This is a genomic window from Sphingopyxis sp. CR5, from assembly GCF_059693785.1.
Genome location: NZ_JCATIE010000006.1, coordinates 140,267 through 155,669, shown reverse-complemented (window position 1 = coordinate 155,669; position 15,403 = coordinate 140,267). Strand labels below are relative to the sequence as shown.

The following is a 15,403-nucleotide window of genomic DNA, read 5'->3' as shown; positions in this document are numbered from 1 at the left end:
TATCCTGTCGTCAGGCCGCGATCGGCCCCTTGAAGATAAAGAATGCGCCCGCCGCGATCAGCGAGAAGCCGATGAAATGATTTACCGTCAGCTTTTCGCCGAGCCAGAAGACCGCGAAGCCCGCAAAGATGATGAGGGTGATGACTTCCTGCAAGGTCTTGAGTTCGGCGGCGCTATAAACGCCATAGCCGATGCGGTTCGCGGGCACGGCAAGGCAATATTCGAAGAAGGCCAAACCCCAGGCGAGCAGCACGGCGAGCCAGATCGGGCGCGAAAGGTCGCCGAGATGCCCGTACCAGGCAAAGGTCATGAAGATGTTGGAGACGAAGAGAAGACCGATGGGAAGGAGGTAGGCGATCATTGGGAGCATTCCATCAGATTATATTCGGATATCCCTAACCCCGACGATTAGCGGCTCTCCGAAAAAGGCCGGGTGCCAGTCGATATCGGAGTGGCTGCCGAGATATGCCAGATTACCGGATCAATCGAGAATGCGGGAGGCGTTTCATACCGATCCCGTGCAAATCCACCTTGCTATCCGTTCGTCCTGCACTTGTCGAAGGGCCGTTCCGTCTCTGCAATGCGGAAAGGAAGGACGGTGCTTCGACAGGCTCGGCACGAACGGATCGACGGTAACGCCTGAACTAAAAGTCCAGCGGTCCGTCCAGTTCCTTCACCTGCCACGGCAGGCCGTGCTTCATCAGCATGTCCATGAAGGGGTCGGGGTCCATCTGTTCCATGTTGAACACGCCCTTGCCCGACCAGGTGCCGGTGACCATCATCGCGGCGCCGATCATCGCCGGGACGCCGGTGGTGTAGCTGACCGCCTGGTTGCCCGTCTCGGCATAGGCGTCCTCATGGTCGCAGATATTGTAGAGGTAGAGCGTCTTTTCCTTGCCGTCCTTGCCCAGGCCGGTCGCGATCACGCCGATATTGGTCTTTCCCTTGGTCGTCTCGCCAAGGCTCGAGGGTTCGGGCAGCACGGCCTTCAGGAACTGCAACGGGACGATCTCCTTGCCCTCGTAGATCACGGGGTCGATGCGGGTCATGCCGACGTTCTGGAGCACGGTGAGATGCTGGATATAGGCGTCGCCGAAGGTCATCCAGAACCGGATGCGCCCGATCTCCGGCAAGTGGGTCTTCAGGCTTTCGATTTCCTCGTGGTACATGAGGTACATCGTCTTGGGCCCGACCGCTTCGAAATCGAACGGCTGTTTCACGGACATCGGCGGGGTTTCGACCCATTCGCCGTTTTCCCAGTGCCGCGCCACCGCGGTCACTTCGCGAATGTTGATCTCGGGATTGAAGTTGGTGGCGAAATGCTGGCCGTGATCGCCGCCGTTGCAGTCAAGGATGTCGAGCGTGTCGATCCGCTCGAAATGATGCTTCTTCAGCCAGGTGGTGAAGACGCTCGTCACGCCGGGATCGAAACCCGAGCCGAGGAGCGCCATCAGCCCGGCGTCCTTGAAACGATCCTGATAGGCCCACTGCCAGTGATATTCGAACTTCGCCTCGTCGCGCGGTTCATAGTTGGCGGTGTCGAGATAGTGCGCGCCGGTCGACAGGCACGCCTCCATGATCGTCAGGTCCTGATAGGGCAGCGCCAGGTTGACGACGTGCGTCGCGCCGACGTCGCGGATCAGCGCCGCGGTGGCGTCGATGTGGTCGGCGTCGACCTCGGCGGTGCGGATCGTCACGCCGGTGCGTTCCTTCACCGACTCGGCGATCGCGTCGCATTTGAACTTGCGGCGGCTGGCGAGGGTGATGTCGGGGAAGATGTCGGCGTTCATCGCCATTTTGTGCACCGCCACCGAACCGACGCCGCCTGCGCCGATGACCAGAACCTTGCTCATCGAAAAATCTCCTGTCGCGGCCTGTCGCCGCTTGTCATCCATGCCGCGCCCTATAGGACGAAGCCATGACACAGCAAAGCCCCGATCCCCTGCTCGACCCCGAACGCGCGCCGAGCCTGGCCGGTATCGAACGCGCCGCGGCGAAAGTCGCTGCGCTCCTTCCGCAGACGCCGCTGCTGCCGCTCGAGGTCGACGGGGTGACGCTGTGGTGCAAGGCCGAATGCCTCCAGCCGGTCGGCGCGTTCAAGATTCGCGGGGCATGGCACCGGCTGACCGACCTCACACCCGAACAGGCGGCGGCGGGGGTCGTTGGCGTGTCGAGCGGCAACCATGCGCAGGGCGTCGCATGGGCGGCGAAGCGGCTGGGGATCAAGGCGACGATCGTGATGCCGAGCAATGCGCCGGCGATGAAGCTCGCCGCGACGCGCGCGCTCGGCGCCGACGTCGTCCTCTACGACCGCGTCAGCGAATCGCGCGATGCCGTCGCGGCCAAGCTGCTCGACCAGAACGGCGGGACACTCGTCCATGCCTATGGCGATCCGTGGATCATCGAAGGGCAGGGGACCGCGGGGATCGAGGCGCGTGCGCAGCTCGCGGCGCGCGGGATCGACGGGCCCGACACGGTCGTCGCCTGTTGCGGCGGCGGCGGGCTGTCGGCGGGGCTCGCGCTTGCCTGCCCCGACGCCGAAATCGTCGCGGTAGAGCCCGAAGGCTGGGACGATGTGACGCGCAGCCTTGCGGCCGGCGAGATCCTGTCGGTGGAGGATATGAGCTACCCCACCGAATGCGATGCGCTCCAGACACCGCAGACGTGGCCGATCAACTTCGCGGTATTGCAGGCGCGCGGCGTGCGCGGGGTCGCGGTGACGCGCGAGGAAGTGCGCCACGCGATGCGCGTCGCGTTCGAGCGGCTGCACCTCGTCGTCGAGCCCGGCGGCGCGGCGGCGCTCGCGGCGATCCTCGCAGGCAAGGTCGCGCCGGGCGAAGCCACGCTCGTCACGCTGTCGGGCGGCAATGTCGATGCGAAACATTATGCCGGGATACTGGCGGCCTGACGGAAACTTATTCGTCGCGGGGCGTTTGGCCCGAAGAAGGAGACGCACGATGAAGACATCCATGATCCTGGCCGCTTCGACCGCGCTGGTGTTGCTCGCCGGGTGCGAGAAGGCCGAGGCCCCCGCACCCGAACAGGGCGCGACCACGACCACCGAAGTCCCGGTTGAAAGCGCCGAACCCGCAGACGGGACGACGCCGGTCGAGTCCGGGACCGATCCGGCGTCCGGGGAGCACCGCTTTGCCAGCTGGGCGGGCAAGTGGATCGGGGTCGAGGGCATGTATGTGACGATCACTCCGACCGAGCCCGAGCATTACCGGCTCGAGATGCAGTCGGACCTCGACACCAAGGGAACCTACGATGGCCGGGACAGCGAGCATGGTATCAAGTTCACGCGCGGCGGCGAGGAATTGAGCCTGCACCGCGGCAACGGCGACGACACCGGCCTCAAATATCTCGCCGGCAAGACCGAATGCCTGATCGTCAAAACCGGCGAAGGCTATTGTCGCGACTGATGTTGCGGACGGGCGACAGGCAAATTCGCTTTGTCGCCCGTTTGTCATCGATCCGACGCTGAAACGGCATCGAAGCCTGTCATGGGCGGCCCCGGACTGTTCATCGTTCCGGAAAGACGCTCATGGCCACTCGCCCAGACCACAAGATCGCCGCGGCGGTCGTCCGCACCGACGCTGCGCAACGGCAACGCCTGCTCGATCGCGCCTTCGCCTTTGCTTTCAAGGGTCTGGTCTATGCGCAAATATGGGAAGACCCGGTCGTCGACATGGAGGCGCTGGCGATCGAACCCGGCCAGCGGATCGCAACGATCGCGAGCGGCGGCTGCAACGTCCTGTCCTATCTTCTGGCGGATCCCGGCGCTATCGTCGCGGTCGACCTCAACCGTGCGCACGTCGCGCTGAACAATCTGAAGCGCGCCGCGGCCCTGTACCTGCCCGACCACGCGCATTTCCATCGCCTGCTTGCCCAGGCGGACAGCCCCGCCAACATCGCCGCCTATCGCACCCATATCGCGCCGCACCTCGACGAGGCGACGCGCCGCTATTGGGAGGGGCGCGGCCCGACCGGGCGCCGCCGTATCGACGGGTTCGCGCGGGGCCTCTACAAACGCGGGCTGCTCGGGCACTTCATCGGTCTCGCGCATGTCGCCGCCCGGCTGCACGGCGTCGATCCGCGTCAATTGCTCGAGGCGAAGTCGGTCGCCGACCAGCGCGCGTTCTTCGATGCGAAGCTGGCGCCCGTCTTCGACCGCAAGCTCGTGCGATGGATCACCGACCAGCGGTCGTCGCTCTTTGGCCTGGGCATCCCGCCCGCGCAATATGACGCCTTGGCGAGCGGCCGGCCGATGGCCGATGTGTTGCGCCGCCGGCTCGAAAAACTCGTGTGCGATTTTCCGCTCGACGACAATTATTTCGCCTGGCAGGCGTTCGGACGCGGTTATGGCAGGGCGCCGTCGGCGCCGCTGCCGCCCTATCTGGAGCCGTCGAGCTATGACGCGATCAGGACGCGTGCCGGTCGCGTATCGCTGCGCCACGCCAACATGACCGACATGCTCGCCGCCTCCGATGCCGGCAGCTTCGACCGCTATGTGTTCCTCGACGCGCAGGACTGGATGACCGACACGCAGCTCGCGGCGCTGTGGACAGAGGTTACGCGGACCGCGCGGCCCAACGCACGGGTCCTGTTCCGCACCGCGGCGGAACCGAGCCTGCTGCCCGGACGCCTTCCCGAAGATCTACTGACGCGCTGGACGTATCGCGCCGAAGAATCGCGCGACTATACGCGGCGCGACCGCTCGGCGATTTATGGCGGGGTTCACCTTTATGTGTTGCGGGAGGGGTGATCGTGGCGAGCGGCCATGCCGACCTGATGAACGGGGTCTATCGTACCCAACGCCATATCTATGATGCGACCCGCAAATATTATCTGCTCGGCCGCGACGGGCTGATTGCCGATCTCGCGCCGCCACCGGGGGGATCGGTCCTCGAAATCGGCTGCGGGACGGGTCGCAATCTGATCGCGGTCGGAAGGGCCTGGCCCGAGGCCCGTCTCTATGGCGTCGATATATCCGAAGCGATGCTCGAAACCGCGCGCGGCGCAGTGGCGAAGGCGGGACTTGCGGATCGCGCGACGCTTACGCAGGGCGATGCGTGCGATTTCGGGCCGTCCGCGCTGTTCGGGCGCGCGACCTTCGATCGCGTTTTCATCAGCTATGCGCTGTCGATGATCCCCGAATGGCAAGGTGCGCTCGCCCAGGCGGCGCGCTGCGTCGCGCCGGGCGGGCGGCTCGAACTCGTCGATTTCGGGCAACAGGACGGTTGGCCGTTGCTGTGGCGGCGCGCCCTGTTCGGCTGGCTTGCGCGCTTCCACGTCGCCCCGCGGGCCGGAATCGCGCGCGCGATCATGGCGCTCGCGGAGGAGACGGGCAGCACCGGCGGCTATTGCCGCAGCCTCTATCGCGGTTATGCGGTACGCGGGGGTCTCGCGCGCGGCTGAATTGCTGCTATCCTGCCCGGTAAAGGGGATGATGGGAATGAACGGGGACATAGCCGAAGCGCGCCGCGATCAGCTTGCCGAGGTGATGGAAACACTCGCTCAGGCCTTCCAGACCGACCCGGCACTGTCGTGGATATTGCCCGATCCCGTGCACCGCGCCCGCGCGCTCCGCGGATTGTTTCGCGTTCTGGTGCCTTCCGATGCGCGGGCGGGCAAGGTGCTGCGCTCGACCGGCGACGAAGCCGCCTCGCTGTGGCGCGCTCCGGGACAGGCGGAAAGCGGCCCCCTGGAATTTCTGCGCACGGTGATCCCGTTGGTGGCGACTTTCGGCACCGCCCTGCCGCGCGGGCTGAAGGTGCAGGGCAGCATCGACGCGCACCGGCCAAAGGGCCGTTTCTGGTATCTCCACTATGTCGGCGTACGACCGGCCGAGCAGGGCAAAGGCCATGGCGGACGCATCATCCGCACCCAGATCGCGGCCGCCGATGCCGAAGGGCTGCCCTGCTGGCTCGAAACCGCGACTCCCGAAAATGTGCCGCTCTACGAACGGCTGGGCTTTGCAACGCAGGTCGAATGGGACGTGCCGGACGGCGGCCCGCATTTCTGGGGCATGAGGCGCGAGCTCGGCCCAATCTGACCCCTGCGGCTTCGAGTTAGACCTATGGGGGTAGAAATTGGAGGACGGCGCGCTAGGATCGGCGAATCGAATATTCCTGGGGGAATCATGCGCCTTTTTCATTCGCTGGGGTGGCTTGCCGCCGCTCTTTCGGCCCTTTTCGTCAGTCCGGCCCACGCCGAGTGGCGCGAGGCAAGCAGCGCGCACTTCCTGGTCTATGGCGATTTGGACGCAAAGCAGATCCGCGAATATTCGGAGCGACTCGAGCTCTACGACAGCGCGCTGCGCCTCATCACCGGACAGGCCGAGACGGAGGCATCGAGCCGCAACCGGGTCAATGTCTATCTTATGTCAAGCCTCACCGATCTGCGTAAACTTTTCACCGGGGGAAGCAGCAGCACCGGTGTTGCAGGCTTTTATATTCCTTCCTTCGAGGGTGCGCGCGCGTTCATGCCGGCCGACATGTCGAGCGACGATCTGTCGGCGCGCGCGGTAATGTTTCACGAATATGCGCATCATATGCTGCTGAGCAGCGCGACCGAATATTATCCGCGCTGGCTTTCCGAAGGCATGGCGGAATTCTTCATGGTCAGCCGCCTGAACCGCGATGGCAGCATCACCATTGGTCTTCCCAACAATGATCGTTCCTATTCGCTAACTGCGTTCAGCCGCATGCGTGCCTCGGAACTGCTCGCGTCCGACGACAAGGAATTATCGGTCTATGACGTCGATCAACTCTATGCCTCGGGCTGGCTGTTCACCCACTATCTGCTACTGGGCGGCGAACGCGACGGGCAACTCGTCAAATATATCGCTCTACTGAACAACGGTGTGCCGTGGGACAAGGCTGCGGAGCAAGCCTTTGGCGATCTTGGCAAGCTCGATCAGGACCTTGAAGCCTATCGCCGCACTCGCGGCATGAAGGTATTCACCATAGCCGCCGACAAGCTGAACGCTGGAAAGATCGAGATCAGCGAATTGTCGCCGGGAGCCGCAGCAATCATGCCCTATCGCATCCGCTCGGCCCGCGGCGTGGACGAGAAGTCGGCGCCGGTGTTGGTCGCGGACGCGCGGCCGGTCGCCGCACACTATCCGAACGACGCCTTCGTCCAGCGGACGATGGCAGAGATCGAATATGACGCAAAGAATGATGCCGAGGCCGAGGCGGCGGCGGACCGCGCGCTTGCGCTCGATCCCGATATGGTTGTGGCGATGGTCTATAAGGGCCGGGTGCTCGCGCGCCGCGCCGCCGAACGCAAAAGCGTCGAAGACTGGAAAGCCGCGCGCGCGTGGTTCGTCAAGGCCAACCACGCCGATCCCGATTTCGCGCTGCCGCTCGTCCTCTATTACGACACCTTCACTGGCGCGGGCGAGAAACCAAGCAAAGGTGCGATTACCGCGATCATGCGCGCGATCCAGCTCGTGCCCCAGTCACCCGACGTGCGCATCCGCGTCGGGTGCGAGCTTGTGATCGAAAAGGATCTGACCCTGGCTCGCAAGGTGCTGGCACCGGTCCTGTTTAGTCCGCACGGTGCCAAAAATGAATCGCTCACCAAGATCACCGAACTGTTCGATGAGAAGGCGACACCGGAAGCTATTCTGAAAGCAATGGACGAGGCGAAGTGGGGCGGGGCGGGCGAGTAACCCGCCGCAACCCGCGCGCGGCGAGGCTTATGTGTCGAACCCTACGAAGCGCACCGATTCCTCGATGCTCTTGCGGTTCGACACCACGGCGTTGGCCGGAAAGCTGTCGTCGGGCCAGCCCATCGCGACGCAGATCATGATGACCTGATCGTCGGGGATGCGCGCATGTTCGCGGACCACCGGGCTCTGCATGATGCCCTGGCTGTTGATCACGCAGCCGAGTCCCCGCGACCAGGCGGCATTGACGAGCGCGTTGGTCACCGCGCCACAGTCGAACGGCGCGATGTCGCTGCCGAGCAGCACGCGGTCATAGGTCACGACGATGCTGACCGGCGCGTCGAACTGGCGAAAGCCGCGCAGCACCCAGTCCTGCCGCGCCTCCTTGTCGTCGCGTTCGATTCCCATCGCGCCGAACAATTGCTTGGCGATCTCGATCTGGCGGCCGCGATGTTCGTCGGCGATGCCGTCGAACCGCCGAAATTCTCGACTGTCGGGGTGGCCCGCCAGAATACCATCGGTATTGCCCTGCCGGATCGCGTCGAGCGGCGCGCCGGTGACGACCGAGAAATTCCAGCACTGGTTGTTGAACGACGAGGGCGCGCGCATCGCGACCTCGACTACCTCTGCGATCAGCTCTTTGGGAACGGGTTTGTCCAGGAAGCCGCGGATCGAGCGGCGTCCCTTTACGACCTCGTCGAAACCCGGTGCGGCGGTCACGCGGCCTTCTGAAGCTGAAGGTCGAGCCGGTCCCAGATTTCCACGAGCGCCTGCGTCAACTCGCGCATCATCGCTTCGTCGTGCGCCGGGCCGGGGGTGAAGCGCAGGCGTTCGGTGCCGCGCGGCACGGTCGGGAAATTGATCGGCTGCACATAAACGCCATATTCGGCGAGCAGGATGTCGCTGATCTTCTTCGCGCGCACCGGGTCGCCGACCATCAGCGGGACGATGTGGGTTACCGAATCCATCACCGGCAAGCCGGCATCGCGAAAGCATTGCTTGAGATACGCCGCCGAGGCTTGTTGCGCGTCGCGTTCGTCGCTCGACGATTTGAGGTGGCGGACGCTGGCCAGGACGCCCGCGACGAGCACCGGCGACAGGCTGGTCGTGAAGATGAAGCCCGGCGCATAGCTGCGGATCACGTCGATGATATTCTTGTCGGCCGCGATATAGCCGCCCATCACGCCGAAGGCCTTGCCGAGCGTCCCCTCGATGATCGTCACGCGGTGCGCCGCGTCGTCGCGCTCGGTGATGCCGCCGCCGCGCGCGCCGTACATGCCGACGGCATGGACTTCGTCGCAATAGGTCAGCGCGTTATACTTGTCGGCGAGGTCGCAGATCGCGTGGACCGGGGCAACGTCGCCATCCATCGAATAGACGCCCTCGAACGCGATCAGTTTCGCTGCGTCGGGATCGTCGGCGGCGAGCAGTTCCTCGAGATGGGCAAGATCGTTGTGGCGAAACACGCGCTTTTCGCAGCCCGAGTTGCGGATGCCCGCGATCATCGACGCGTGATTGAGCTCGTCCGAATAGATGATGCAATTGGGCAGCAGCTTGCCCAATGTGCCGAGCGTCGCCTCGTTCGAGATATAGCCCGAAGTGAAGAGCAAGGCGCCTTCCTTGCCGTGCAGGTCGGCAAGCTCATGCTCGAGGTCGATATGATAGTGGGTGTTGCCCCCGATGTTGCGGGTGCCGCCCGATCCGGCGCCGACGTCGTGCAGCGCCTCTTCCATCGCGGCGATGACCTTCGGATGCTGGCCCATCGCCAGATAATCGTTCGAGCACCAGACGGTGATCGGCTTCGGCCCATTATGTCCGGCAAAGCAGCGCGCGTTCGGGAAGGCGCCCTTGTTGCGCAGGATATCGATGAAGACGCGATAGCGGCCCTCTTCGTGAAGGCGGTCGATAGCCCGGGCGAAAATATCGTTGTAGTTCACGTGTGCAGCCCCGCGGGTTGTTTCCGGCGTGCGCCGCCCCCTCCGGCGGCGATATTTGGCGGACCGATAGCCCCGAAACCCCCGAAAAGCCAGTGCGAACGATTCGCAAACCTGGGTCAAATTGTCTCAATCGATCCAATGCCGAACGGGGCGAGGGTGGCGAGCGGCGGCGGCGGTCGATCGTCGCTGCGCGTGAAGACCGCGATGCCCGGCGCCGCGACCGCCGGCCACAGCTGGCCCCGGGTCAGATCGGCAACGCGCCGCGCGATGCCGTCGGCGCCGTCGATCAGCGCGACGCCGGTGCCGGCCGCCGCCTGCAACTCGTCGCGCAGCAGCGGGAAATGGGTGCAGGCAAGCACGATGACATCCATCCTGTCGCCGCCCGGCTGGTCGCGCAGGCCCGCGATGGCGCGGGTAATGACGTGCGGATCGACCGGTTCGCCGCGCAACTTGGCCTCGGCGCCGGTCACGAGGCCGGGGCTGCCGTGGCGCAGGACGGTCTTGTCGGCCGCGAATCTGGCGCTGAGGTCGTCGACATAGGGCTGGCGCACGGTCGCTTCGGTGCCGAGCACGCCGATGACGCCGCTTTTGCTCAGCGCAGCCGCGGGCTTGATCGCGGGGACGGTGCCGACGATCGGCAGGTCGAGCGCGGCGCGGACGTGCGCGAGCGCGATCGTCGAGGCGGTGTTGCAGGCGATCACGGCGAGCCGCGGCTGGTAGCGTTCGGCAAGCCGCCCGAGCAGCGCGGGAACGCGCGCCGCGAGTTCGGCATCGCTCTTTTGCCCATAGGGCAGGCCGGCATAGTCGGCGGCATAGACGATTCGAGCGGTCGGCAGCAGCGCCCGCGTCGGCCCGAGCACGGTGAGCCCGCCGAGGCCGCTGTCGAAGAAGAGGATGGGGGCGTCGGGCGCGGGAGGCTGCATGCTGCTTCGCCTAGCACGCGCTCGGGCGAGGTCAATCAGGTCCGCCGATGGGGTTTCGTCCGTTCCGACCACAACCGCCACCGAATCCATTGATTGCCCGGCGCAACATCGCCACAGTGCCGGCGAACCAGCCGGGGAGTGCCATGACCATCTATCTGCTGATCGCGGCGGGCTATCTGCTCGGCTCGATCCCCTTCGGAATGATCCTGACGCGCGCGTTCGGCGCCGGCGATCTGCGGCAGATCGGGTCGGGCAGTATCGGCGCGACCAATGTGCTGCGCACCGGGCGCAAGGGGCTTGCGGCGGGGACGGTGCTGCTCGATGGCGCAAAGGGGGCGGTCGCCGTCCTGCTCGTGCGCCATTTCGCGCCGGAAACGGGCAATCTGGGAGAGATCGCCGCGGGGGCCGCCGCGGTGATCGGCCATTGCTACCCGGTGTGGCTCAGGTTCCGCGGCGGCAAGGGCATCGCGACGCTGCTCGGCCTCTACCTTGCCCTGGCTTGGCCGATCGCGCTGGCGTTCGCGCTCGTCTGGCTCGCCGTGGTGGGCGTAACGCGCATCTCGTCGCTTGGCGGCATGTCGGGCGTCGTGGCGGCGCCCATCGCGACCTTCGTTCTCGGCTATCCTGCCTATGCCGTCGGGCTTGCCGGGCTCGCGCTGGTCGCGCTGTGGCGGCATCGCCAGAATATCGCGCGACTGCGGGCCGGGACCGAGCCGCGTATCGGCGGCAAGAAGGACGCCGCGTGACCCATGCCGAGCGGCTCGCGCGGCTGCGGCTGATCCGCACGCCGCGGGTCGGGCCGGCCAGCTGGCACCAGCTGATGCAGCGTTTCGGATCGGGCGAAGCGGCGCTCGCGGCGCTCCCCGACCTTGCCGGTCGCGGCGGCGGGGGACAGGTCCGCATCGCGCCCGCCGATCTCGCCGAGCGCGAGATTGCGCGCGTCGCCGAGCTTGGCGCCCGGCACGTCTTTGTCGACGAGGCGGACTATTCGCCGCTGCTGCGCGAAATCGACAGCGCGCCGCCGGTCCTGATCGTGCGCGGCGATACCGCGATGTTGCGGCGGCCGTGCGTCGCGATCGTCGGCGCGCGCAATGCCTCGGCGGCGGCGTGCCGCTTCGCACGCCAACTCGCCATCGACCTCGGCGCCGAAGGCGTCACGGTGGTCAGCGGGCTTGCGCGCGGGGTCGATACCGCGGCGCATGTCGGCGCGCTTGGCGGCGCGACCGCGGCGGTGATCGCGAGCGGGATCGACATCGCGTTTCCGCCCGAAAATGCCGCGCTGCAGGACAAGATCGGGAGCGACCAGCTGCTGATCGCCGAGCAGCCGCCGGGCACCGAACCGCTGGCGCGCCATTTCCCGTCGCGCAATCGCATCATCGCCGGACTTGCAGCGGGAACGGTGGTGATCGAGGCGGCGCCGAAATCGGGCTCGCTGATTACCGCGCGCCGCGCCGGCGACTATGGGCGCGAGGTGATGGCGGTACCGGGGTCGCCGATCGACCCGCGCGCGCAGGGCTGCAACCTGCTGATCCGCGACGGCGCGACGCTGGTCCAGTCCGCCGCCGACGTGCTGGAGGCGGTGGGGCCGATCGACCGTAGGATGCTGCGCGAACCCGCGCCGGCGCGCGTGCCGGAGCCGCCCCCGGTCGAGGCGGCCGACGGCGACCGCGCCGGCATCGCCGACCTGCTCGGCCCGACCCCGGTGCTCGTCGATGAGGTGGTGCGCCAATCGGGACGCCCCGCCGCGGTCGTCCAGCTCGTCCTGCTCGAACTCGAACTCGCCGGACGCGTCGAGCGCCATGCGGGCGGGAAGGTTTCAGGGGGGCGGGCCTAGAGCGTGATCGTCTTTGACTGAACAAGCTGTGTGCTCCCGCGAAGGCGGGAGCCCATCGCCGAAGGGCTCTATCTTCATTCGTCGGGAGATGGGTCCCCGCCTTCGCGGGGACGCACGATCGTTCGGGGTTGGTTCAGTCGGAGCCGCTCACGCTCTGGAAAGCGTCTGAGGCATCCCGATTGACAGGCGGGCGATGCGCCACCAAATGCCTCTTGACGACGGGCGGAGCGTCGGCAAGCCTCGCGCGTATATGCGTAACAGTTCCCGGGGAACGGATTTTTCATGCAGTTGGTAATTGTGGAATCGCCGGCCAAGGCGAAGACGATCGAGAAATATCTCGGCCGCGATTTCAAGGTGTTGGCAAGCTATGGCCATGTTCGCGACCTGCCGCCCAAGGACGGCTCGGTCGATCCCGACGACGGCTTTGCGATGCAGTGGCAGCTCTATCCCGACAAGGCGAAGCGGCTGAAGGATATTCAGGACGCGGCGAAGCAGGCCGACCGCCTGATCCTCGCGACCGACCCTGACCGCGAGGGCGAGGCGATCAGCTGGCATGTGCAGGAATTGCTGCGCAATAAAAAGGCGCTGCCGCAGGTGGTCGAGCGCGTGACCTTCAACGCGATCACCAAGCAGGCGGTGACCGACGCGATGGCGCATCCGCGCGGGCTCGACGACGATCTGATCGACGCGTATCGCGCGCGCCGTGCCCTCGACTATCTGGTGGGCTTCACCCTGTCGCCGGTGCTGTGGCGCAAGCTGCCCGGCGCGAAATCGGCGGGGCGCGTCCAGTCGGTCGCGCTGCGCATGATCGTCGAGCGCGAGCGCGAGATCGAAGCCTTCGTGCCGCAGCAATATTGGTCGGTCACCGGGCTGTTCGAGATGGGCGGCACGCCGTTCAAGGCGCGGCTCGCGCGCTGGCGCGGCGACAAGATCGAGCGGCTGTCGATCGGCACCGAGGCCGACGCGCGCGCCGCCGAAGCCGATGTGAAGGCAGGGCATTTCACCGTCGATGCGGTCGAAACCAAGCCGCTCACCCGCAACCCGCCGCCGCCCTTCACGACCTCGACCTTGCAGCAGGAGGCTGCCCGCAAGCTCGGCTTCTCGGCGAGCCACACGATGCGCGTCGCGCAGAATCTCTATGAGGACGGCGCGATCACCTATATGCGGACCGACGGCGTCCAGATGGACGGCAGCGCGATCAGCGCCGCGCGCAAGGCGATCGCCGACCGCTACGACGGCGGCTATGTCCCCGATCAGCCGCGGCAGTATCAGACCAAGGCGAAGAACGCGCAGGAAGCGCACGAAGCGATCCGACCGACCGACTTTTCGAAGGACAAGGCGGGCAGCGGCGACCATGCGCGGCTCTATGAGCTGATCTGGAAGCGCGCGCTGGCGAGCCAGATGGCGTCGGCACGGCTCGAGCGCACCAGCGTCGACCTGACCGACGGCACCGGCAAGACGATGCTGCGCGCGACCGGACAGGTCGTGAAATTTCCCGGCTTCCTCGCGCTCTACGACGAAGGGCGCGACGATGCCGAGGACGACGACGCGCGCCTGCTCCCCGCGATGGGCAAGGGCGATGCCCCCGCGAAGACCGGGGTCGAGGTCGAGGGGCACGAGACCCAGCCGCCGCCGCGCTATTCCGAGGCGAGCCTGGTCAAGAAGATGGAGGAGCTCGGCATCGGGCGTCCGTCGACCTATGCCTCTATCCTGCAGGTGCTGAAGGACCGGGCTTATGTCCGGGTCGAAAAGAACCGCTTTCACCCCGAAGAGAGCGGGCGCCTGCTGACGGCGTTCCTCGAACGTTTTTTCGGGCGCTATGTCGAATATGATTTCACCGCCGGGCTCGAGGAGGAACTCGACGACGTATCGGGCGGCCGCGCCCAGTGGCAGGCGGTACTCGACCGCTTCTGGCGCGATTTCAAGCCGCGCACCGGCGAGGTGATGGAGCAGAAGCCGTCGGAGATCACCGCGGCGCTCGACGAATTCCTCGGCCCCTATCTCTTCCCCGACAAGGGCGACGGCAGCGATCCGCGCCTGTGCCCCAATTGCGGTACCGGTCGGCTCGCGCTGCGCGGCGGGCGCTTCGGCCCGTTCATCGCGTGCAGCAATTATCCCGAGTGCAAGTTCACCCGCAAATTCGCGCAGCCGGGCGGCAGCGACGCGGGCGATACCGGGCCCGAGACGCTGGGCACCGATCCCGACAGCGGGCTGGACGTCACGAAGCGCAGCGGCCGTTTCGGCCCCTATGTCCAGCTCGGCGATGGCAAGGAAGCGAAGCGCTCGTCGATCCCGAAGGACATCCCGACAGAGGATTTCGACCTCGATTATGCGCTACGGCTCTTGAGCCTGCCGCGCGATGTCGGGGTGCACCCCGAAAGCGGCAAGCCGATCGTCGCGGGGCTCGGCCGCTATGGCCCTTATCTGCTCCACGACGGCAAATATGCGAAGCTGAACGGCACCACGGAAATCTTCGAGATCGGCATGAACGCCGCCGTTGCGCGCATCGCCGACGCCGCGAATGGCGGCGGGCGCGGGCGCGCGAAGGCCGAGCCGCTCAAGACCTTTGGCGCGCATCCGACGAGCGGCGGCGAGATGAAGCTGATGGCGGGGCGCTTCGGGCCTTACGTAACCGACGGCAAGACCAATGCGACCCTGCCCAAGACGATGGAGCCCGACGCGCTGACCGAAGAGGAAGCGGTCGCGCTGATCGACGCCAAGGCGGCCAAGGGGCCGGCGAAGGGCAAGAAAAAGGCGGCGCCGAAGAAAAAGGCTCCGGCGAAGAAGGCGACCGCGAAAAAGGCGCCGGCAAAGAAGAAGGCGGAAGAGTAAGCCACGGTCCCGGTTCTTCGCGCCCGGGGTTGGGGCGATGGCAGGGAGCGACCGATTGTGGACACATAGAATATCGTCACCCCGGACTTGATCCGGGGTCCATTAGGCGCAGCGTCGTGTGAATGGATCCCGGATCAAGCCTGTCCTGAGCTTGTCGAAGGGTCCGGGATGACGAATGCCCGTGAACGACCGATTGCGGCCG

14 protein-coding genes are annotated in these 15,403 nt (G+C 65.9%); 9 read left to right on the top strand and 5 right to left on the bottom strand.

The annotated features are described in order from the left end of the window. Positions 1-10 precede the first annotated feature (10 nt). Positions 11-361: a DMT family protein gene (locus AC58D2_RS11085; protein ID WP_497390225.1), complete on the bottom strand. Its 351-nt coding sequence runs from the start codon at positions 359-361 to the stop codon at positions 11-13. A 283-nt stretch (positions 362-644) separates the two neighbouring features. Beyond that, positions 645-1,853, bottom strand: coding sequence for a saccharopine dehydrogenase family protein (locus tag AC58D2_RS11080; protein ID WP_497390223.1), 1,209 nt, complete (start codon positions 1,851-1,853; stop codon positions 645-647). A gap of 65 nt (positions 1,854-1,918) precedes the next feature. Between AC58D2_RS11080 and AC58D2_RS11075 the strand changes: the two genes are divergently transcribed. The 6 genes from AC58D2_RS11075 (at position 1,919) to AC58D2_RS11050 (ending at position 7,678) form a co-directional block, all read left to right on the top strand. Continuing rightward, positions 1,919-2,908 carry a threonine ammonia-lyase gene (locus tag AC58D2_RS11075; protein WP_497390221.1) on the top strand — a complete coding sequence of 330 codons (990 nt, stop codon included), beginning with the start codon at positions 1,919-1,921 and terminating at the stop codon, positions 2,906-2,908. A gap of 49 nt (positions 2,909-2,957) precedes the next feature. Beyond that, positions 2,958-3,422 carry a hypothetical protein gene (locus AC58D2_RS11070; protein WP_497390219.1) on the top strand — a complete coding sequence of 155 codons (465 nt, stop codon included), beginning with the start codon at positions 2,958-2,960 and terminating at the stop codon, positions 3,420-3,422. 122 nt (positions 3,423-3,544) lie between these two features. Then, the gene (locus AC58D2_RS11065) at positions 3,545-4,765 is read left to right on the top strand and encodes a BtaA family protein (protein ID WP_497390217.1); all 1,221 of its coding nucleotides are present in this window, start codon (positions 3,545-3,547) and stop codon (positions 4,763-4,765) included. A 26-nt stretch (positions 4,766-4,791) separates the two neighbouring features. Further along, the gene (locus tag AC58D2_RS11060) at positions 4,792-5,418 is read left to right on the top strand and encodes a class I SAM-dependent methyltransferase (protein WP_497390451.1); all 627 of its coding nucleotides are present in this window, start codon (positions 4,792-4,794) and stop codon (positions 5,416-5,418) included. 37 nt (positions 5,419-5,455) lie between these two features. Further along, entirely contained in the window at positions 5,456-6,055 is a 600-nt protein-coding gene (locus AC58D2_RS11055) for a GNAT family N-acetyltransferase (protein ID WP_497390215.1), read from the top strand. A gap of 87 nt (positions 6,056-6,142) precedes the next feature. Continuing rightward, positions 6,143-7,678 (top strand): DUF1570 domain-containing protein, encoded by a 1,536-nt coding sequence (locus AC58D2_RS11050; protein ID WP_497390213.1) that lies wholly within the window; start codon positions 6,143-6,145, stop codon positions 7,676-7,678. A 27-nt stretch (positions 7,679-7,705) separates the two neighbouring features. Here AC58D2_RS11050 and AC58D2_RS11045 read toward each other — a convergent pair whose 3' ends face one another. The 3 genes from AC58D2_RS11045 to murI form a co-directional block, all read right to left on the bottom strand. Then, positions 7,706-8,395: a nitroreductase gene (locus AC58D2_RS11045; protein WP_497390212.1), complete on the bottom strand. Its 690-nt coding sequence runs from the start codon at positions 8,393-8,395 to the stop codon at positions 7,706-7,708. After that, the gene (hemA, locus tag AC58D2_RS11040) at positions 8,392-9,612 is read right to left on the bottom strand and encodes a 5-aminolevulinate synthase (protein WP_497390210.1); all 1,221 of its coding nucleotides are present in this window, start codon (positions 9,610-9,612) and stop codon (positions 8,392-8,394) included. Before hemA ends, AC58D2_RS11045 begins: the two co-directional genes overlap by 4 nt. A gap of 116 nt (positions 9,613-9,728) precedes the next feature. Next, the gene (gene murI, locus AC58D2_RS11035) at positions 9,729-10,535 is read right to left on the bottom strand and encodes a glutamate racemase (protein ID WP_497390208.1); all 807 of its coding nucleotides are present in this window, start codon (positions 10,533-10,535) and stop codon (positions 9,729-9,731) included. A gap of 143 nt (positions 10,536-10,678) precedes the next feature. Here murI and plsY point away from each other — a divergent pair, with 143 nt between their 5' ends. From plsY to topA, 3 genes are all read left to right on the top strand, one after another. Continuing rightward, the gene (gene plsY / locus AC58D2_RS11030; protein WP_497390206.1) at positions 10,679-11,281 is read left to right on the top strand and encodes a glycerol-3-phosphate 1-O-acyltransferase PlsY; all 603 of its coding nucleotides are present in this window, start codon (positions 10,679-10,681) and stop codon (positions 11,279-11,281) included. Then, complete coding sequence (gene dprA, locus AC58D2_RS11025; protein WP_497390204.1) at positions 11,278-12,369, top strand: DNA-processing protein DprA; 1,092 nt, start codon at positions 11,278-11,280, stop codon at positions 12,367-12,369. Before plsY ends, dprA begins: the two co-directional genes overlap by 4 nt. Before the next feature lie 282 nt (positions 12,370-12,651). Then, positions 12,652-15,201 (top strand): type I DNA topoisomerase, encoded by a 2,550-nt coding sequence (topA, locus tag AC58D2_RS11020; RefSeq protein WP_497390202.1) that lies wholly within the window; start codon positions 12,652-12,654, stop codon positions 15,199-15,201. Positions 15,202-15,403: the final 202 nt, after the last annotated feature.